17 protein-coding genes are annotated in these 19,557 nt (G+C 57.0%); 5 read left to right on the forward strand and 12 right to left on the reverse strand.

The window, feature by feature from the left end; translation table 11 throughout:
• Positions 1-14 precede the first annotated feature (14 nt).
• Entirely contained in the window at positions 15-452 is a 438-nt protein-coding gene (locus tag H6F75_RS25685) for an S-layer homology domain-containing protein (protein WP_190755854.1), read from the forward strand.
• Positions 453-457: 5 nt separating this feature from the next.
• On the opposite strand, the gene thrS is transcribed toward H6F75_RS25685, so the two are convergent.
• Positions 458-2,281, reverse strand: coding sequence for a threonine--tRNA ligase (thrS, locus tag H6F75_RS25690; protein ID WP_190755856.1), 1,824 nt, complete (start codon positions 2,279-2,281; stop codon positions 458-460).
• Between the two features lie 343 nt (positions 2,282-2,624).
• Between thrS and H6F75_RS25695 the strand changes: the two genes are divergently transcribed.
• Positions 2,625-2,861 (forward strand): DUF4327 family protein, encoded by a 237-nt coding sequence (locus H6F75_RS25695; protein WP_190515173.1) that lies wholly within the window; start codon positions 2,625-2,627, stop codon positions 2,859-2,861.
• Between the two features lie 26 nt (positions 2,862-2,887).
• Here H6F75_RS25695 and H6F75_RS25700 read toward each other — a convergent pair whose 3' ends face one another.
• Together H6F75_RS25700 and H6F75_RS25705 are read right to left on the reverse strand one after the other, a co-directional pair.
• Positions 2,888-4,648 (reverse strand): serine/threonine phosphatase, encoded by a 1,761-nt coding sequence (locus H6F75_RS25700; RefSeq protein ID WP_190755858.1) that lies wholly within the window; start codon positions 4,646-4,648, stop codon positions 2,888-2,890.
• A gap of 376 nt (positions 4,649-5,024) precedes the next feature.
• Positions 5,025-5,621: a pseudouridine synthase gene (locus H6F75_RS25705; RefSeq protein ID WP_190755860.1), complete on the reverse strand. Its 597-nt coding sequence runs from the start codon at positions 5,619-5,621 to the stop codon at positions 5,025-5,027.
• A 133-nt stretch (positions 5,622-5,754) separates the two neighbouring features.
• On the opposite strand from H6F75_RS25705, the gene H6F75_RS25710 reads away from it, so the two are divergent.
• On the forward strand, positions 5,755-6,069 hold the full coding sequence (locus H6F75_RS25710; protein WP_190755862.1) for a hypothetical protein: 315 nt from the start codon (positions 5,755-5,757) through the stop codon (positions 6,067-6,069).
• Here H6F75_RS25710 and H6F75_RS25715 read toward each other — a convergent pair.
• Positions 6,066-6,947, reverse strand: a complete 882-nt coding sequence (locus H6F75_RS25715; protein ID WP_190755864.1) for a tetratricopeptide repeat protein — start codon at positions 6,945-6,947, stop codon at positions 6,066-6,068. The genes H6F75_RS25710 and H6F75_RS25715 overlap by 4 nt on opposite strands.
• Before the next feature lie 551 nt (positions 6,948-7,498).
• Between H6F75_RS25715 and H6F75_RS25720 the strand changes: the two genes are divergently transcribed.
• Positions 7,499-8,500, forward strand: a complete 1,002-nt coding sequence (locus H6F75_RS25720; RefSeq protein WP_190755866.1) for a hypothetical protein — start codon at positions 7,499-7,501, stop codon at positions 8,498-8,500.
• Positions 8,501-8,506: 6 nt separating this feature from the next.
• Here the strand turns inward: H6F75_RS25720 and H6F75_RS25725 are convergent, their stop codons facing one another.
• The 7 genes from H6F75_RS25725 to H6F75_RS25755 form a co-directional block, all read right to left on the reverse strand.
• The gene (locus tag H6F75_RS25725; protein WP_190755868.1) at positions 8,507-9,688 is read right to left on the reverse strand and encodes a homocysteine biosynthesis protein; all 1,182 of its coding nucleotides are present in this window, start codon (positions 9,686-9,688) and stop codon (positions 8,507-8,509) included.
• Positions 9,689-9,696: 8 nt separating this feature from the next.
• Positions 9,697-9,903 carry a hypothetical protein gene (locus H6F75_RS25730; RefSeq protein ID WP_190755870.1) on the reverse strand — a complete coding sequence of 69 codons (207 nt, stop codon included), beginning with the start codon at positions 9,901-9,903 and terminating at the stop codon, positions 9,697-9,699.
• Between the two features lie 4 nt (positions 9,904-9,907).
• Positions 9,908-10,804: a 50S ribosomal protein L11 methyltransferase gene (prmA, locus tag H6F75_RS25735; RefSeq protein ID WP_190755967.1), complete on the reverse strand. Its 897-nt coding sequence runs from the start codon at positions 10,802-10,804 to the stop codon at positions 9,908-9,910.
• 160 nt (positions 10,805-10,964) lie between these two features.
• Positions 10,965-12,545, reverse strand: coding sequence for a phosphoglycerate dehydrogenase (serA, locus tag H6F75_RS25740; protein ID WP_190755872.1), 1,581 nt, complete (start codon positions 12,543-12,545; stop codon positions 10,965-10,967).
• 339 nt (positions 12,546-12,884) lie between these two features.
• Positions 12,885-14,096, reverse strand: coding sequence for a radical SAM family heme chaperone HemW (hemW, locus tag H6F75_RS25745; protein ID WP_190755874.1), 1,212 nt, complete (start codon positions 14,094-14,096; stop codon positions 12,885-12,887).
• Positions 14,097-14,138: 42 nt separating this feature from the next.
• Positions 14,139-14,912, reverse strand: coding sequence for an MOSC N-terminal beta barrel domain-containing protein (locus tag H6F75_RS25750; protein WP_190755876.1), 774 nt, complete (start codon positions 14,910-14,912; stop codon positions 14,139-14,141).
• Between the two features lie 126 nt (positions 14,913-15,038).
• On the reverse strand, positions 15,039-15,269 hold the full coding sequence (locus H6F75_RS25755; protein ID WP_073607125.1) for a hypothetical protein: 231 nt from the start codon (positions 15,267-15,269) through the stop codon (positions 15,039-15,041).
• A gap of 97 nt (positions 15,270-15,366) precedes the next feature.
• On the opposite strand from H6F75_RS25755, the gene mutS reads away from it, so the two are divergent.
• Complete coding sequence (gene mutS, locus H6F75_RS25760) at positions 15,367-18,051, forward strand: DNA mismatch repair protein MutS (RefSeq protein ID WP_190755879.1); 2,685 nt, start codon at positions 15,367-15,369, stop codon at positions 18,049-18,051.
• A 434-nt stretch (positions 18,052-18,485) separates the two neighbouring features.
• Here mutS and H6F75_RS25765 read toward each other — a convergent pair whose 3' ends face one another.
• Positions 18,486-19,442 carry a CPBP family intramembrane glutamic endopeptidase gene (locus H6F75_RS25765; protein ID WP_190755881.1) on the reverse strand — a complete coding sequence of 319 codons (957 nt, stop codon included), beginning with the start codon at positions 19,440-19,442 and terminating at the stop codon, positions 18,486-18,488.
• Between the last annotated feature and the right edge of the window lie 115 nt (positions 19,443-19,557).

Raw genomic sequence — 19,557 nt, forward strand, 5'->3', positions numbered from 1 at the left:
CGAAGGTTTTTGTTATGAACGCAAACTCAGTAATTAAAAGTGGCGTAGTGGCTTTAGGGCTTGGCATGGGGATTTTAACGGCGATCGCCCCCATCCAGGCAGAACCCGCTGCGGATGCAGTAGTTGAGCCCGTTGCCCAGGGTACCGAACAACAGCTAGTTTTACCCTTTACCGACGTATCGCCCGACCACTGGGCCTACGAGGCGCTGCTGAATCTGGCTGGGGTCTATGGCTGCGTCAGCGGTTATCCCGACGGCACCTTTCGGGGCGAAGACACTGTCACCCGCTACGAATTTGCTGCCGGGATGGACTCCTGCCTGAGCGTGCTGACCAATCTGGCGCAGCAACAGCAGCAGACCCGCGACCAAGAGGTGCGATCGCTGATCGATGCCATGGAGCAATCGCTCAGCGACCTGCGCGAAATTGAGACCGATCTACCCGCAGAGCCCTAAAGGACTTAGAAATCTTCGCGGGCGGCGATCGCCGCCGCCACCCGATCGACCACCTCCGCCACGGGCAGAGCGCCTAACTCTCCCTGGGCGCGGGTGCGAATATTGAGGGCGTTGGCCTCCAGCTCCTTCGCGCCGACTACGGCCATGATTGGTATCTTGGCCTTTTCGGCGTTGCGCACCATCTTGCCCAGGCGATCGCCGCTGGCGTCGACCTCTACCCGTACCCCTTTGGCCAAGAGTTGGTCAGCTACGGATTGAGCAAAACCTAGCTGTTCCTCGGTGACGGGCAGCAGGCGCATCTGCACCGGAGCCAACCAGAGAGGAAAATCACCCGCATATTCCTCAATCAAAATGCCAATCAGGCGTTCTAGAGAACCAAAGGGAGCGCGGTGAATCATCACCGGGCGCTGACGCGAGCCGTCTTCGGCCACATACTCCAGATCAAAGCGCTCTGGCAGGTTGTAGTCGACTTGCACCGTGCCTAGCTGCCACTCCCGCTCCAGCGCATCTCGAAAGATAAAGTCGAGCTTAGGACCGTAGAAAGCTGCCTCTCCCGGAGCCTCAAAATACTCCATACCAAGCGTTTGAACGGCTCGGCGAATTGCGTTTTGAGAGGTTTCCCACACATCGTCGCCACCAATGTATTTGGTTGACTCAGGGTCACGGAAGCTGAGCCGCGCCTTAAAATTCTTCAGTTTCAGACTGCGAAACACCGAAAGAATTAGATCTACCACCTTGAGAAACTCGTCATCGAGCTGCTCAGGGCGCACAAACAGGTGAGAATCATCTACCGTAAAGCCCCGCACGCGGGTGAGCCCGCCCAGTTCTCCCGACTGCTCATAGCGATACACCGTGCCAAACTCCGCCAGACGCAAGGGCAGCTCTCGGTACGACCTGAGCTCACTCTTATAGATCTGAATATGGAAAGGGCAGTTCATGGGCTTCATCACAAAGCCCTCCTCCGCCAGACGGGCCGCATCGTCGTCCGCCATCAGCGGAAACATGTCTTCCCGGTAGTTCTGCCAGTGCCCCGACGTCTTGAACAGATCTACCCGAGCAATATGGGGAGTAACTACGCCCAGATATCCTCGCTTAGTTTGCTCCTCTCTAAGGAAGGTTTCCAATGTAGAGCGCAGCACTGTGCCCTTGGGGGTCCACAGGGGCAGGCCTGGCCCAACGTCGTCGGCAAAAATAAACAGCCCCAGCTCTTTGCCCAGCTTGCGGTGGTCGCGACGCTTCGCCTCTTCCCGGCGGCGCTTGTACTCCTGAAGCTGCTCAGGGGTTTCCCAAGCAGTGCCATAGATGCGCTGGAGTTGGGCCCGGTTTTCATCGCCGCGCCAGTAGGCCCCAGCCACACTTTCCAACTCAAAGGCCTTGGGGTTTAGGTCGGTGGTGCTAGCCACGTGGGGCCCTGCGCAGAGATCCCACCACTGGTCACCCAGATGGTAAAGCGTGATCGGGTCTTTTAGATCTTGCAGAATCTCGAGCTTGTAGGGTTCGCCCAAAGCCTCGATGCGGCGCTGGGCTTCTTCGCGGGTGACGGTTTCTTGAGTTACCGACAGCCCTTTGTTGATGATCTTGATCATCTCTTTCTTGATCGCCTTCAGGTCTTGGTCAGTGAAGGGCTCAGGGCTGTCAAAGTCGTAGTAAAAGCCGTAGTCGATCGAGGGGCCAATGGTCACCTGCGTCTTGGGAAATAACGTCTGTACCGCCATGGCCATAACGTGGGAAAAGGTGTGGCGAATGCGCTGAAGCGCCTCCGACTCGCTGGTGCGAGGTAGAAGCATAGGTACAGTAGACTCGGGTGCAGACAGATCAGTTTGAGCCATTGGTCAACGCTGAAGGCAAAAAAGAATGTAGCCTCTAGTTTAGCGACTATTGGGTAAACCCAAAGCTATGGTCATAGAGGTACGGTTATCTCACCCCAACGGGAGACTATCTGACGCCGCAATCCATCTGCTTGGGGTTTATTATGGGTTGAGAGGACACCACCCTGGGGTATGGGCAAGAACCAACGACTACCTAAGGGAGATTAAGCTTAAACAGAATTGCGTCTTTGCAGTCTTGTGTTATGCTGTGTTCCTGAATCTCGGGTCAATGTCTGCGCAAGTTTCAAGGGTGTGCAGAATTCCCCCCAGTTCAACGTTCTGAAGAGCTTTTTAAATCGAAAATATGACTGAAGCAATTGCCGACTTAGTTGTCGCTCACCCCATGGTGAAATTTCAGCGCCAAGTTGAGTCTTTAGTTAAGAAGTCCAAAGTTGTTCGTCCCAGCGATCCGATTTGGAAAATTGCTTTCTTGTTTGGGGATGACTGGACCCACTGGAAGCAAGAACTAGAAGAATTCGACTTCTCTACCCAAGATCCGATTGAGGATCTGCTGTCAGTGCAGTCTTGGGAAGAAGATTAATGAAATAGCTGTCGATGACGAATTGATCAACTCGTCATCGACAGCATATCGGGCTGTAGCTTGATACGCACAAGAATGGTCGTGATGTTGTCATGGCCATTCTTTTCGTTGGCTAAATCGATCAGCTGGGCAGCGCCACTGTCTAAGTTAGTCCTTGAGCTCAATAGACTAGCAATATGGGTATCGGCGTGGCGCTCCAGCAAGTCGTTGTCGCTGAGACCGTCGGAGCACAGGAGCAGCAGCGTGTCTTCTGTCAGCTCGTGGTAGGCAATGCCGGGGACGAGGTCTTCTTTACCCCTAGGACCCAGGGCCTGGGTTAGTTGGTAGGCGTCAGGGCGGGCATAGGCTATGGCTGGTTCTACACCGCGATTAATTTCGCGTTGACCGACCTCATGGTCGAGGGTGAGCTGTCGCAGTCCCAAGCGCTTGTTGTAGCTATACAACCGGCTGTCGCCCACGTGAACGACGGCAATGTCGAGGTTGTGCAGCAGCACCATGACGAGGGTGGTGCCCATGCGCCCTACCCCAGATGTGGCGTTGGCTTGGTTGATGTCAAAGATAGTTTGGTTGGCTGTGATCACGGCCTGCGCCAGGGCGCTTTGGTCGGGCAGGCGATCGCTACTCCAGTGCTGAGTCAAGTAATCGCGTAGTGTGCGCACGGCTAGCTGACTCGCTACTTCGCCTGAGGCGTGCCCACCCATGCCATCACAGAGGATGTAGAGCCCTTTAGACCGCAGAATTGTGCCCTGGGGACCGCTGACCTTTTGTAGCTGTGTCTGGGTAAAGAACCAGTCTTCGTTGTGGTGGCGCTGCTGGCCGACGTGGCTCTGGCCGGCATCATCGAGGTGAGCCAGCTTCATGGGTAAGACCATAGTTGGCGTTTCTATCGGCCCACCACCATCGTCGTCGTCGGACAGTTCTTGGGTGTCGAAAACCGCATCGACATCGAGTTCGCAACCGGCAGCTGAGCGCTCAATGTCTGGGTCTAGGTCTGAAGCGGTAATCGCTTCTTCAGGCTCTGGTTTGGGGGTAGAGGAGACCTGAACCGGCGGCGAATAGGCTTGGGCGACTTCGGCTAGGGTGGTTTGCACCTGCTCGAGGTCACCTAACAACCCCTCAGCTAGATTGCCAATTAAAGTTTTTACCTTGGAGGGCAGGCAGCATTGACCGCCATCAAGCATGATCTGCCACATCTGACCTAGCGCTTCCAGGGGCAAGAGAGGCCGGTTGGGCATCTGATCGACCTGAGTTAGGCAGAGCAGATTATTTTCGTTAAGGGCAAGCCGCTGGGGAGTTAGGAGGGTAGCCTGCCCCTGCCATGGTGCCAATGCCTCCCACAGCAGCGTAGTCTCGAACAACCACTGGAGGTGCTGAAGGGGGTCGTCTATGGCCGCCCAGCCCGCTGCTAGTGACAGCCAGATGCTGCGGTCTTCAATCAGTAAAAGGGTACGCTGAGGCGTTTGCCAAGCGTGGTGCAACTCGGGAACGGCCGGGAAGTAGTCGGCTTGGAGGGCTAGATATGGGTAGGCTTCGGGGGGAACTGTAACAGCCAGGGGATGTTCTGCGGGATTGAGAGCCGGTGTTTCGAGCCAGTCTGCTTGGAGGGCTTGCAGGGGCGCGTCGGCCTCGGGCTGGCAGTCGATAACAACTAGAGGGGTAGCGCCAAACGATGTCCGACTGTCTGACGGAGACACGAGCCGGTAGCGGCGATCGCTATCGAGATAACCCTCTTGGTCGAGATCACTAGGGGCGATCGCCCCTGCCCCTGCCCGAGGGATATCAATCACACGCCAACACTGGAGTGGCTGGCCACACCGTTTGCAGGACCGCTGTGAATTGCTATTGTCAAACTCACAAAAGGGGCAGGTTAGCATCCTAGCAATGATCCAAAGTTAGGCTAGCCAGCTAGCAAGTAGGGTGTACCCCATGCTAGGCATCTGAGTTGTGCGCGGTCTTGGGGGAATCAGCAGACCCTTAGCAACCGATCAATGCACCCTTGAAGTAAAACGGCCTCACCGTTGCACATTAAGTATCGCACGGGTCACCCCTAGGTCGCCCCATTGCAAGCCCATGGTAACTTAACGCCTTTGTCCTGACCTGTCTGACCCATCGATTCTTGACCTAGCCCCGGCCAAGTTGCGTAAGGTTGGCGATCGCCAGAATCTAGATTTGCAGCAGCTTTCGCTGCTCGGCAGGGGTGGCATGCCGCCACTGGCCAGGCTGTAGATCGCCCAGGTGGAGGTGAGCGATCGCCTGGCGCACCAGCCTCAGGGTGGGGTGACCAACGGCGGCGGTCATGCGGCGCACCTGACGGTTTTTGCCCTCCTGTAGGGTCATTTCTAGCCAGGCAGTGGGGATGCTCTGGCGATAGCGAATGGGCGGATTTCGTTCAGGCAGGAGGGGTTCGGTGATCAGCAATTCGACCTGGCAAGGCAGGGTGCGGTACCCCTTGATGGTTACCCCCTGGCGGAGCTGAGCGATCGCGCCTGGAGAAGGCACGTGCTCGACCTGGACCCAGTAGGTGCGAGGGTGGCCAAAGCGCGGCTCACTGAGTCGATGCTGGACTCGACCGTGGTCAGTCAGCAGCATTAGCCCCTCGCTGTCGCGGTCGAGCCGGCCGACAGGGTAGACATCGGCGATGGGAATGAAGTCTTTGAGCGTGGGGCGACCGGCCGAGTCAGAGGCGGGCAGGGTGCTGCCCGGGCTGAACTGACTGAGTACGTTATAGGGCTTGTAGAACAGAATGTACTGATACCCCATCGTGCTGCTTATATCTATGTAATGGGCTGCAACATTTCATTGCAACTCTTGTGGAAATGTTGAGAAACTACAGCGGCCTAGACGAGGCCGATATGCTGAACTCTAATAGGACTGATTCTGGCAGGACAACACCATGGATACCGGGAATAAGTATCGCTTCGCTTGCACGCTTACCTTTGGAGATATTTACGGGCAAGTTATCGCCTGGCTGGTGATTTTGTTCGTTAGCTTGGCGGCCTCCCTAGCGTTGATGGGGGCGCGTCAGCCGATTTTTGCGCTGGCTACCGTAGGGCTAATTTTGGTGTTGTCGCTGCCGTTTTTGCTCTTTGCATTTGTGACCACGCTGCTCAACCACATCGAGTTTGAGCCCGTAGATGCCAGTGCAGCTGCCTCGAGCCGTCCCGATCGAGGGGTTGCCTCGTCCACTCCAGCTAGGGCGCTGAGCTAGGGCTTTGACTCGGCGGGTTCAGGCTCAGCGGGAGCAGGCTCGACAATATTGCTGCCGCTAGCCTCCGGTGCTGTTTGGCCCTGGGTAGCCATTTGACCAATTTGGTCTTTGTACTGCGCTGGAGCAAGGGTTGTGGCCTGGGCAAAAAGAGCCTGGGCCGTTTCAGTGTCGCCCTGATCGCGCAGCACTAAAGCTTTAGCCAATACCGGGCGAAAGTCTTCGGGGGCAGCGGCAATAGTCTCGTCATAGAGGGCGATCGCTTGATCGGGGCTCTTGTTTTCGACGTGCACCTGGGCCAGCAGCAGTTTCACCGATGTCGCGTCGAAACTGGCGGCGCCGCCCTCTGCCTGCAGCTGGTCGGCGGTTTTAAGCGTGTCTTGCAGCAGCCCGATCGCGGCCTGGGGTCGCTCTTGCTGCACGAGGAGCACCGTTAGCCCTTGCAGGGCGTTCATGTTGCCGGGCTGCTGGTCGAGCACTTGACGATAAATCTGGGCTGCGCCCTCTAAATCGCCCATCTGCTGCTTAGTTTGGGCCAGGAGCACCGCGTAGTCGGGCACGCTGGGGTTGAGCTCGACGAGCTTTTCGAGGGGAGCAACCACCCCGTTGATGTCGCCTAGCTGAATACGGGCGTCAACTAGCCCCTGGAGAGCGGTTTGATTGTCGGGCTCGCGCTCTAGCACCAGTTCATAGCCTTTTGCCTGGGCTTCTAGTTCGGTCTGCATAGCTACGGGGTCAGCGGCAGGATTGGCATCGGCGGTGCTGCTGGCTTTGCGGCCGCTATTGCTGCCCAAAATTGGCAGCAACGACAGCGACAAAAAGGCCGCTAATGCCAGGGTTAATACAGTGCCAACGAGCCAACGGTTGCGGTTTGCGGTCACGGGTGTACCTCATCAAGGGAGCGGCGCGATCGCCGCCGAAGCGCGATCGCGATCAATTGTTTAAGTAAATGATCTTAGCGTTTTAGCCCAGGGCTGAATCTGCGCCCTAGCCTGGCAAGGCCATAGACAGGGCTACAGTAGCAAAGAAGTTGTCAAAAAGCTCAGAAACAATACGGATTGCTAACCGTTACCGATGGAAACTTAAGAGAGCTACTGAGTTAAGCACACAGCAGCGGCAGCGAAGGCTGCCTTGGTGGTAGAGAATCACTTTAAAGGTAGCTTTTTGACCTGTTTGTAAAGCCTTGTGCAAATTGCGTTAACCGCTTAAATATTTGCCCTAGCAATGCACATTAAAGGGTGAATGTTACGCTAGGCTTACAGGCTAAGTCATGCGCAGAGTTGCTGTTGCGCCGGGTGGCTAGTTTATGTTGAGAGGGAGATCGGTGGGTGTTATGGGTTCTGCAGAGCAAGACGCTTCTAATAAGAGCGACATTAACGCTAAAGATAGTCATGACAAGGGGACGGCACCCACTGCGGATCGGCCATCGCTAATGTCGCCTCCCCAGCGCCCAGTGCGTCCGGTACGCCCTGCCGTCACTCCAGATACCTCTGTGGCTGTCAAACCGTTGGCCAAGGCGGCTGACCATGCTGTGGTGATGCCCAAGGCAACCGTAGCCGAGAAGGCTCCAGAGCCCGCTGCCGCTGAGCTAGATCCTGCGGCCTATCGCTATCAGCCCATTGCTCCCCCTAGCGAACCAATGCAGTACCGAGCCATTGGCCTAGTGCGGGGCACCTACGAACCGAGCGAAGCCGACCAGCTCAACCGGGGCAACTTGACCACTGACGATGGCCACGTCATCGACTCGGTGCTGCTCGGGCGCATCACTAGTTTGGTGAAGAAGCACATTGATTTGACGGCGTCCCACCTGTGGGTGGTTTATCCCCGCACCCGGCGCGAGCTTGACAATGACGATCAAGATCTGCACCTGCAAATCGTTGGGGTCTGGGAGCCTGAAACCCTTGGTCTTCCTGGGGAATCACCCTCTAATGAGGACGATGACGAAACCGACTCAGCCGCCTCCGAAAAACCCGATCTAGCTGACCTACCGCCGGTCGACGACAACTTTTTCTCGATTCGCGGTGAGGTAGTGAAGTACACGCCCGAAGATAAATGTATTGCCGTTAAGATTTTGCAGGGGGCCAAGCGCACTCCCGGCGCGTCTAAACCGTTTAAACTGCTGCTCCACGGCACTATTGAAGGCCGTACGGTGGGCTATTTTTGGGACTTTAAAGTCAAGCGCGAAGCCAAGGTGCTGGTGCTCAGTGAAGCCTCAGTAGTGGGCATCGTGCCGCCCAAGAAGCGGGCTAAGGGCAGTGGTGGCGGCCCGCCTCGTCGAAGCAGACCCGGTGCCGGTCGCAGCGGACCCGGCGGTAGCCGTCCGCCCATGCCTAGCCGCCGCCCCACCGGCGTCAAGGGCAGCGATTCCGGAACGGATCGCCCTGCGAATCGCCCCAAAAAACGGGACGAAAATCTTGAAAGTAGTGCTGAATAGATCTAGTTAGCTGCTCACATCCTGGGGCAAAAAGGCACGGTCCTGGGGCAGAGATGCGACCGGGGACGTAAGCTCAAACTGTCCAGCTTCAATCCAGGTCTTGAGCTCGTTGGCCACCTGGCGGGCCATGTAAATGCTGGCTAGCGGTGCTGTGCGCACCGGCTGACCTTCGATGGTAATGCTGCCCGACTTAAGCTGGGCATAGCTCACCAAGCCAAAGGTGGGCCGCACCCGGCGGGGAATGGAAAAGTCCATCACGGGGGCGACAATGTCGGAGTCCTGAACGGCACAGTGGGCCGCCACCTGCTCGTTGAGGATAGGGATTGGTACTCCGACCCCGAGCATCAGCGAAGGGCCGTAGCCTTTGAAGTAGCAGCCTCGTACCCAGTGGGGCTGCATCTGTTTGGCGTCACCGACCAGGGCTAGGGTAGCGGCGGGGCCGATGGGGGTGCGGTTGGGCAGCCGCCGCTGTAGCGGAAAGTGCTGGGTGCCCTCCCAGGCGAGGTAGCCAATACCGCCGCCGAAAAAGATGCGGGTGCCGATGCCAATGGCCTCCAGGTCGGGATCATTCAGCAGGGGCGATAGCGCCCCTGAGTTGGCGTACACCGCGTTGCCGAGGCGGGGCTGAAGGGGACCCAGGTAGGTAGAGAGGGTGCGATCGCCTCCATTCACCCCCACAATAAAATTTTGGTAGAGCCCTCTGGGACTAAACAGGTAGAACTGGTTGATGCTGTCGCGGGTAATGGTGGTCTCAAGAGAGGTACGGGGGTAGCAGTCGGTGCCGTGGCCCGTGGCCTGAAGCGGTACGCTGCGCCCGGCAATCAAATCGGCAATCACATGGCCGCCGCCGTGCTCCCGCACAGTTTCGGGATCGCCCAGGTCCGCCCCTCGCCCGGCCACGGCCGGCTGGCTGGCTCCCAGGCAGACATCCACCGCTCCAAAGCCTGCGTAGGCGGGCACCCCATCCAGGTAGCACTCCAGCAGCTTGATGGGCGGGTCCGTGTGGCCCAGGTTGAGCATGGCACCCGACGATTCCATCGGCTCAAAGGTGCCAGCGACCACTACATCCACCGCTTTAGCAGCGGCGGCAATGCCCTGCTCCTTAGCCTGCACCTTGAAGGCTTCAGCGGTTTGCACAACCACCTGCCCGGCGCGAATTTTAGCGTTGATGCTGTCGATGGTGCGCATGGGCAAGCCTAGGAGTTGGAGCTACGCCGCAGCCAGAAAAGGCTACCCATCAGCGCTGAGGGAGCCAATAGCAGCGCTATGACTAGGCCTAGGGTGGGCTCTTGAACCACCTGAGACCCCGCTAGCGTCATAGGCAATCCATACTTAATCAGGGCGCTCAGGGCTGCCGAGAGCCCGATCACTTTAGCCACAAAGCTGAAATCGGAACGATTCATGGGTTCAGGCGGGCGATCGCCGCACGTTGAGACAGCACCACTCCTGTCGCCGCCAGAGGGTAGCCACGACCCAGCCGTGCTGCTCTAAGGTGTCGGCCACTAGTTTGGACTGATCGAGCAAAATGCCGCTGAGAATACCCCAGCCATCGGGGGTAACAATGGTGTGCATCTGGGGGATGAGATCCATGATCACCTCCGCTAAAATATTGCAGACAATACCGTCTACGGGGGCATCAATGGTTTGGGCAATGGTGTCCAAACTGCCATGCAGCAGCGGTAGCTGCTCCTCCGTTAGCCCGTTCAGAGTGCGGTTGCCGACAGCCGAATGAATGGCTAAATCGTCAGTGTCGGCGGCGTAGGCCCGCCTAGCTCCTAACAGCAGCGCCCCAATCGAGAGAATTCCAGACCCGCAGCCAATATCAGCAATGGCAACGTCGGTTTTTTCGTAGGTTAACCGCATTTCGAGCGACTCTAGGCAGAGCTGGGTGGTGGGGTGGTTGCCGGTGCCAAAGGCCACGCCGGGGTCGAGGCGCAGTACCAGCCGCTGGTTGTCAGCCGGAGGCTCTAGCCAGGCGGGGGTGATCAAGAAGCGATCGCCAATTGGTTCAGGCTTCCAGTGATCCTTCCAGCTCTTAGACCAGTCTTCTTCGTCAATTAGCTGCCAGCTAATGCGGGGCAGCACCAGATCGTTGCAGAGCGCATCCTGTTTAATCAACAGGGCCAGGGCCGATAGGTCGAGCAGCTCTAGTCGATGCTGCGGGAAATAGGCCTGCACTACACAGGCCGATCCCCGCTGCTGGGTCGAGGTGCCCTGGCTGCCAAAGCTGTCAAATCGCCAAAAAACCGTGTCCTCCAGGGATGGATCGCACAGTACCTTTACTTCCCACCAGGTATTGACCACGGCCATTCTAGGGGCTGCCTCACAACTATCAACCTTGGAGCTAACGCTCTCCTAACCCTGGGATCCTAACCGTGACCCTGTAGGGTGGGCACCGCCCACCACCTACTTTTGGCCAAGCCAAGAGCCGTTGCCCCTGCCCATCCTACAGGGCTTCTCAAGACTACAGGTTTACCGTGTAGGCATCGCGAATGCCCGGCACTTTGAGAATCTCGTCTAGAATGCCCTCTGGCAGAGGATCGTCCAGGCTGAGAGCCATGACCGCGTCACCGCGCACAATTTTGCGGCCCACCTGCATACTGGCAATGTTGACGTTAAAGCTGCCCAACAGCGAGCCAATTTTGCCGATAATGCCCGGCATATCGCGGTGCAGGGTAAACAGCATGTGCTGAGTCGGCGGCACGTTAATGGGGAACTCGTCGATGTCGGTGACGCGAATCTCGCTGCCCCCCAGCAGCACGCCAGTGACAGAGTGCTCGCCCAGGCTGCCCTTGGCTGACAGATTTAACGAGCCTGTGTAGTCGCGAATGTCCGCATCGCGGGTTTCAATCACGTGAATGCCGCGCTCCTTCGCTTCGATGGAGGCGTTGACGTAGTTGACCCGCTCTTGAAGCGCGTGGGACAGCAACCCCTTGAGCGCCGCCACCATAATTGGCTGGGTATCGCCCCCGGCAATATCGCCCTGGAGGCGTACCGTCAGTTCTTGAACCCGGCCCCCAGCCAGTTGCCCCACCAGGTTGCCCAAGGTTTCAGCCAGTTGCAGATAGGGGCGCAGCTTTTGCATCACCTCCGGGCGCAGGCCGGGAATATTCACCGCCGATCGCGCCGGTAGCCCCAGCAGCACATCGCGAATTTGCTCGGCTACGTCGATGGCCACATTCACCTGGGCCTCTTCGGTGGAAGCTCCCAGGTGGGGGGTGAGAATTACCGCCTTGTCTAGCTCCCGCAGCTCCGAATCGCCCAGAGGCTCGGATTCGTAGACATCCAGCGCAGCACCGCCAATGGTGCCTTCGCGTAGGGCCTTGGCCAGTGCGGCTTCGTCGATGATGCCGCCCCGGGCGCAGTTGATGATGCGCACCGTGGGCTTCATCGTAGCCAGGGCTTTCTCATCGACTAGGTGGGTGGTCTCGGGGGTTTTGGGCAGGTGCAGGGTGATGTAGTCGGCTTCACGGAACAGCAGGTCTAGCTCCACCAAGCGGCAGCCGAGCTGCTCAGCGCGCTCCGCCGAAATAAACGGGTCGTAGGCCAGCAGCTTCATGCCCATGGCCCGCGCTACGGTGGCCACGTGGGAGCCAATTTTGCCCAGGCCCACCACCCCAAGGGTTTTCTTATAGATCTCAACCCCGGTAAAGTCTTTGCGCTTCCATTCGCCCGATTTCACGGAGCGATCGGCGCTGGGAATGTAGCGCGACATCGACATCATCATGGCCAAGGCGTGCTCGGCGGCCGCGATAGTGTTGCCCTCGGGGGAGTTGACTACCACAATGCCTCGCCGGGTAGCCTCGGGCACATCGACGTTATCGACCCCAACCCCAGCCCGACCAATGATTTTTAGGTTCTGGCCCGCTTCGATAACGGCCTTGGTCACCTTAGTGCCCGAGCGAATCATCAGCGCGTCGTAGTCGCCAATGGCAGCTACTAGTTCCTCAGGGGAAAGGCTGGTGTTGACATCCACCTGAGCAACTTGGGAGAGAATATCGAGGCCCGCCTGGTCAACGGGGTCGGAAACTAGAACCTTGGGCATGGGTCGGCCATAAAAATGTCACAGGGATCTACTTTACTGCAAAGGCGGAGCGGGGCATTAGTGTGTGGGGTTACTTTTAGCGGTAGGTGGGTGGATGGGTAGGTGGGTAGATGAGTGGGCGGGTGGATGGGTGAGGAGATGGGGATGTAGGGTGAATCCGCAGAGCGATGCACCAGTTTAAGGAGATTAATCTTGCAAGCTCCAGGTAGGGTGGGCATTGCCCACCAGCTCTAATCAGCGCCACGCAGCATGGATTACAGCCAAGCAATGTCTTCTTTCAAGGCAGCTGTATCTGCGATTTATGAGCAGCGTTAAAAGACGAAATCTGCGACACAAGCATTAGCTTTCCTGCAAGTCTTCGATCGCACGAAAGCAGTCAGAGAGCACGACGTTAGAGAACAGAAAACCTTCGGGATCGCTGAGGCGCAAGCGTTGGAGGGTGGCCCAGGTGTCGCCCTCTAGAATGACCCAGCCTTGGGCGATGTGGGGATGGAGGGCGGCGCGAAGGGTGGTCCAAGTGGTGGGGTCGCAGAGCGATCGCACTTCATCTCCACCGATCCCCTCCTTCAGTCTCAAGCCCAACATCAGTCGATCCAGCAGTTGCTCTAGGGTTGGTGTTGGAGGCTCGCTGTGAATTCCTCCAGCCGCCTGAAACCCCTTTACCCACTCGCTATAGGTTGCCAAGGTGCGGGGACGGCTGACCCGCTGAAGCTGAGTGTAGCTGGTGGCCCCAAGGCCAAAGCCGTAGTAGGGCTGGTTGCGCCAGTAGGTCAAATTATGCTGACACTGGTGCCCTGGCTGGGCGTAGTTAGAGACTTCGTAGTGGTCGTAGCCCTGGGCGCTAAGAAACGCTTGGGCAAGCCGATACATTGCTGCTGTTTGCTCATCCGTCGGCAGGGGCTGGTCGCCCGGCTGGTAGCGCTTGGCGAATACCGTTTGAGGTTCCACCGTGAGGTCATAGATCGAGAGGTGGTGGGGGTAGAGAGCTACCGCCTTAGACAAGCCAGTTTCCCAGTCAGTTAGGGTCTGATGCGGCAGTCCCGAAATTAAATCCAGGCTCCAGTTGGGCATGGCGACCTGGTGTAGCCAGTCCACAGCGTGGTAGACATCGACAACGCGGTGGTAGCGGCCACAGCTCTCTAGCGTTGCGTCATCTAGCGCTTGCACGCCAAGACTGATGCGAGTAATGCCTGCGGCCAGGTAGCCCTGGAGATGCTCTAGATCAAAGGTGCCGGGGTCCATTTCCATGGAGATCTCGGCGGCGGGGGCAATGCCGAAACGTTGGTCGAGCTGGGCCAAGATGGTTTCGAGCTGGGGAACGGAGAGCAGAGAGGGGGTGCCGCCGCCGAAAAAAACGGTTTGAAGCGGGGATTGATTTAGCTTGGGAGTTGCCGCGATTTCTTCGCCCAGCCGGTCTACGTAGCTCTCAACGGTGCCGGAGGTTTCGCCCCGCTGGTGGTTGCCCAGCACCGAGATGGGGAAGTCGCAGTAGAAGCAGCGGCGACGGCAAAAGGGAATGTGAATATAGGCAGAGGCTGGGTTGGCAATCATGGGGATGGCTATCCCTGGGAAAAATTGAGCAAGGGACGCCGTTTAAATCACGCTAACACTATCCCCCACCTTGAGCGTGTGGCCGCCCTGGTGGACGATGTTGGTGTTGACCGCCAGCTTATAAAAGTGATTGAACCGCGATGGGGGAGCCCAAGCGGGCAGGGTGGCGGCCCGCTGTTGGGAGAAGGTTTTTTGAAAGTGGTCAGTGGCAATTCCGGTGAGGGTGTCGCGGGTGGGGACGATGCAGCGCTGGCAGGGGTTGATGCCTTCTAATACCACGTTACCGATCGCAAAGCGAACTGGGGCTGAGTCGGGGCCGAAGAGCTGGTCTTCCCAAAAGGCGGGAACGCCGTCGATTTCTAAGTTGGTGCGAAAGCGGCGGCGGGTTTCTTCGAGGGTGAGATTGTGCCAGGCGGCGACGGCGGTCAGTGTGGCCGTGCTGATGACGGTTGGCCCCGCGGCGGCAGTATCGTCTGGAAAGCCCAGGTCGCGGTTTTCTCGCAGGGTGACGGGTTGCTGAAAGTAGTCGCCCAACCAGGCTTCGAGCTGCGGTCGCTGCTCTCGTATTTGAAACGTGGCCGAGGCATCATCCCCCTCGATCGCTAGAGTAATCACCTCGCCCTCGGCAAAGGTGGCGCGCAGGCGATGAATGGCGGCGTTGCGTTTGCCGTTTATCAGGCGGTTCTGGGCATCGAAGAGGGCGTAGGTGCGATCGCCCTCCAGTGCCCCACTAGCCAACACCGTAGCCTGAGACACCGAGACGCCATCTAACGATTTGACGGGAAAACAGTCGATGCGGGCGAGATGGTAGGTCATGGCTGAAGGTTGGTAGGCGGTTGAATTGAGCAATGCGGCCTACAAAAAAACCGGAACCCTGAGCTAGCCTAGATACGCGGCTATGGCCCAGAATTCCGGTTTGACGATTGCTCTAAAAGAGTTTTTTTAGAACCCTTGGCGAGAAACGAATTTCTCAATATCGGCCTGGGTTTGGTGCAGCAGGTGGTGGCGGCTATCGCCAGTATTGCTGAGGGAGGGCACCAGGTTGCGAGCCTGGAGCGTCATGTGGAGCTGGAGATGGGCGACGTATTCGGAAAAGTCTTCGCGGGTTTCGGTCAGGGCTGGAGCAAAGTTTTCTGACAGGGCCACGGGAACAACCTCTCTTCTATTAAACATCGATAAAATATGCAACGATATCGAAACTAACATAGGCGCTGTACCCCTCACAGGCCGTGCAACGAAGCTTAACGGTGCGTAACATCTGACACAATCCATGCCCGGTTCATCCCCCTCCGCCGACAGCCAACCGCCCATTCCCGAGCGGCTGGCTAAGCACACGGTGCGCTACGCCGACCACCAATCGGTAAACTGGGATGACCTGACGCCGATGATGCGCCACTACGTGGAGATGAAGGAGCAGTATCCCCACGCCCTGGTGCTATATCGGGTGGGCGACTTCTTTGAAACGTTCTTTCAAGATGCGATCGCGATCGCCCGCGAGCTAGAGCTGGTGCTCACCAGCAAAGAGGCGGGCAAGCAGATTGGCCGGGTGCCACTGGCGGGCATTCCCCACCACGCGCTCGATCGCTACTGCACACTGCTGGTGGAACGGGGCTATGCGATCGCCATCTGCGACCAGGTAGAAGACCCCGCCGTGGCCCAGGGATTAGTGAAACGCGAAGTTACCCGCGTCATCACCCCCGGCACCGTGATCGAGGAGGGCATGCTGAGTGCCAGCCAAAACAACTTTTTGGCCTCGGTGGTGGTGGCCGGTCACCACTGGGGGCTGGCCCACGCCGATGTCTCCACCGGAGAATTCTTGACGACCCAAGGGGAAGACCTCGACCAGCTCTGTCAGGAGCTGCTCAGGCTCCAGCCCGCTGAGGTGCTGTTTCCGGTGGATGCGCCCAACCTGGGGGCGATGCTCAGGCCGGGAGACCACTCTGACCAGCTGCCGGACTGCTTGCCGCGTCAGTTTTGCTACACTCTGCGGCCCCAGGGCCCCTATAGCCAGAGCGAGGCGCGGCAGCGATTGTTGCAACGGTTTCGGCTGCGGTCGCTGGAAGGCCTCGGCTGCGACCATCTGCCCCTGGCGGTGCGGGCGGCGGGTGGCCTGCTGCACTATGTCGAAGAAACACAGAAGACCGTGCAGGCTCCGCTCCAACCCCTCTGCACCTATACCCTGTCTGCCTACCTGGTAATTGATCACCAGACCCGCCGCAATTTAGAAATCACCCAGACGGCGCGCGATGGCACCTACAACGGCTCTTTGCTGTGGGCGCTCGATCGCACCGTTACGGCCATGGGCGGTCGCACCCTGCGCCGCTGGCTGCTGCAACCGCTGTTGGATGTGAAGGGCATTCAACAGCGACAGTCCACCATTGTGGAACTGTTGCAGGACGGCAATTTGCGGCAGATGCTCCAGCACAAACTGAAGCAGATCTATGACCTAGAGCGGCTGGCGGGTCGGGCCGGATCTGGAACCGCCAATGCCCGGGATCTCGTCGCCCTAGCGGATTCGTTTTTGCGCCTGCCGGATCTGGCTGCTTTGGCAGAACAGGCCCAGTCGCCTTACTTAAAGGCGCTACAGTACGTGCCGCCGGAGCTGGAGCAGCTGGGGCAGACGCTGCGATCGCACCTGGTCGAAACCCCGCCCCTCTACCTCACCGAGGGCCACCTGATTCGCGATGGCGTCAACGCCCAGCTCGACGACCTGCGCCAGCAGGCGGTGGACGACCAAAAGTGGATCGCGGAGCTGGAGCCCGCCGAGCGCCAGCGCACCGGCATCTCCACCCTCAAAGTCGGCTTTAACAAAGCCTTTGGCTACTACATCAGTGTTTCCCGCGCCCGCGCCGACCAGGCCCCCGACGACTACATCCGCAAGCAGACTCTCACCAACGAAGAGCGCTACATCACCCCCGAACTTAAGGAGCGGGAAACCCGGGTATTCAACGTTGAGTCTGAGATCAATGCCCTGGAGTACGAAATCTTCAACCGGCTGCGCGAGCAGGTGGGCGAGCAGGTCGAACTGATTCGCAAAGTAGCCTCAGCGGTAGCGGCGGCAGATGTGCTGTGCGGCCTGGCGGAGGTCGCTATCTTCCAGGGCTACTGCTGCCCCGAGATGGATGAATCAAGGGCGATCGCCGTCACCGAGGGCCGCCACCCGGTTGTCGAGCAACTGCTCCCCGCTGGGTTCTTTGTACCCAACTCCAACTACATGGGGACGATCCCCAGCGATCGCGAGGCCACGGCCCCCCAAGACCTGATCATTCTCACCGGCCCCAATGCCAGCGGCAAGAGCTGCTACCTGCGCCAGGTGGGACTGATTCAGCTGATGGCGCAGATGGGTAGCTTTGTGCCCGCTAAGGCAGCGCGTCTGGGGGTGTGCGATCGCATCTTCACCCGCGTCGGTGCCGTTGACGACCTCGCTAGCGGCCAATCCACCTTCATGGTTGAAATGAATGAGACCGCGAATATTTTGAATCACGCCACGCCCAGATCCCTGGTGCTGCTGGATGAAATTGGTCGGGGCACCGCCACCTTCGACGGCCTCTCCATCGCTTGGGCGGTAGCCGAGCACTTGGCTGTAGAGCTTCAATCCCGCACCATTTTCGCCACCCACTACCACGAGCTAAATGAGCTGGCGGCGCTGATTCCCAACGTCGCTAACTACCAGGTCACGGTTAAAGAAATGCCCGACCAGATCATCTTCCTCCACCAGGTGCAGCCCGGTGGAGCCGACAAATCCTACGGCATTGAGGCAGGGCGGCTAGCAGGTTTGCCAACGTCTGTCATTCAACGCGCCAGAGATGTGATGCGTGAGATCGAGCGCAACAGCACCATCGCCGTGGGCTTGCGGGGGGAAGTGCCCAAACTGAGTAAGCCTCGCCGCCGCTTGAAGGATTTGACAGAAACTTACGACCCTTCAGAACAGCTCGATCTGTTTGGTCAACCTTGACTCTGACCTAGGCGATCAGTACGCGAATTTCTCTGTGGTTGATGTTAAATCATTTTGGTCTTGAGGCTGCAATGTTTAACCCGAATAGCCTTGCTCACTGAGCAATCGCGGTGCTTGAGATAATTACCTGGATGAATGCTGAATAACCTAGGAAATAGGAATCTTATCCAGCACTTTTGACGAAATAAGATCCTCGATCTCCAGGATTAACCATCAGATCTGCCGAATAACACCCTAAGACCTCGGATGTATACAGCAAATATTCTGTTTAATTCCCTAAAACTGGGTATTATCCCGTGCATGTGCTGGATAATGTGGAGAGTACAGAGTCTTATCCAGCGAATCCGACACTTAATACATAGTTATGTCGCTTAGGCTGTCTACTGTACTTAGAGCTTATGTGCCGGAGCTTGAAGTCAAATCATCACGAGGTTTTAGTCTCTAGCTCTCATACCAAGTTTGCCTCGTGTTTTTGCAATCAAAAGTAAGGCAACAATCGCCGTTGGAATCAGCAAGTTGATTTCAGTAAATAGCTGAGGAATAAAGTTTTCAGACTCTACTCTACCCCCCAATCCCATCGAATCGTTGATTAAACCGTGCATGGCGATCGCAACGATTGTGGTTTGCCCTAACCGACTCCAGAAATAGGTCATCAGAATTGAGACAAACGTTAACCGGAGTGTAAAAGCAGCGAGATAAACGAATCCTCCAACTAAGCCAAAAATATTAAATAGATCATATTTGACAGGAAAATGCCAAAATCCCCACAAAAATCCTAGAAAGAGAGTTGCTTTAAGCGGGCTAAATCGCTGTAGCAATAAAGGCAGAGCAAATCCCCGCCAGCCATTTTCTTCAAATAAACCACCGATATCCAGGAACAGCATAATACCTAAACTAACCAGGAAGTGAACTGGGGAGAAGTTGACATCCCAGACGAGGAAACCTGGAAACATTAGCTTATTTAACCCAGCAGCAGCAAGGTTGATCAGGCTAAACAGGACAATACAGACTCCCCAAATCTTGAGGGCGCTTTGGTAAGAAATTTTTTTCCCAAAAAAGCGAAAGCGAGTTTTTAGATTAGTAATTCCAGCTTGCCCAAAGGCAATTTTGGCAACGATGAAAACTGCGATATCGACAGCTGCAACTTGAACGATTGCCAAGAAGACTCCAGGAAATGCACTGGGGACTGCTAAAACGACTCGGAACGCAGTGACTAGATCTGTTTTGAAAGGAATGCCAGATATTTCGATCGCATTCATTAGTACATCAGCAGCACCCGTAAAATAAAAGATTGGAATAATCGCAATTTCGATCAAAATTGAAATGATATAAAACCAGATCAACGGGTGTACCTTGATGCTGGTTACTACAGCAGTATGATTTAGTTTCATGTGTGGAGGAAGATAGCGATATCCTCCACAAACTATCAACGAGTGGCAACCCTAGCTATAGCCCAGTGTCATCAATCTTTATGACACCAGTCATATGCTAGATGAATCCAAATCA

This window comes from Nodosilinea sp. FACHB-131, from assembly GCF_014695395.1.
Taxonomy (GTDB): domain Bacteria; phylum Cyanobacteriota; class Cyanobacteriia; order Phormidesmidales; family Phormidesmidaceae; genus Nodosilinea.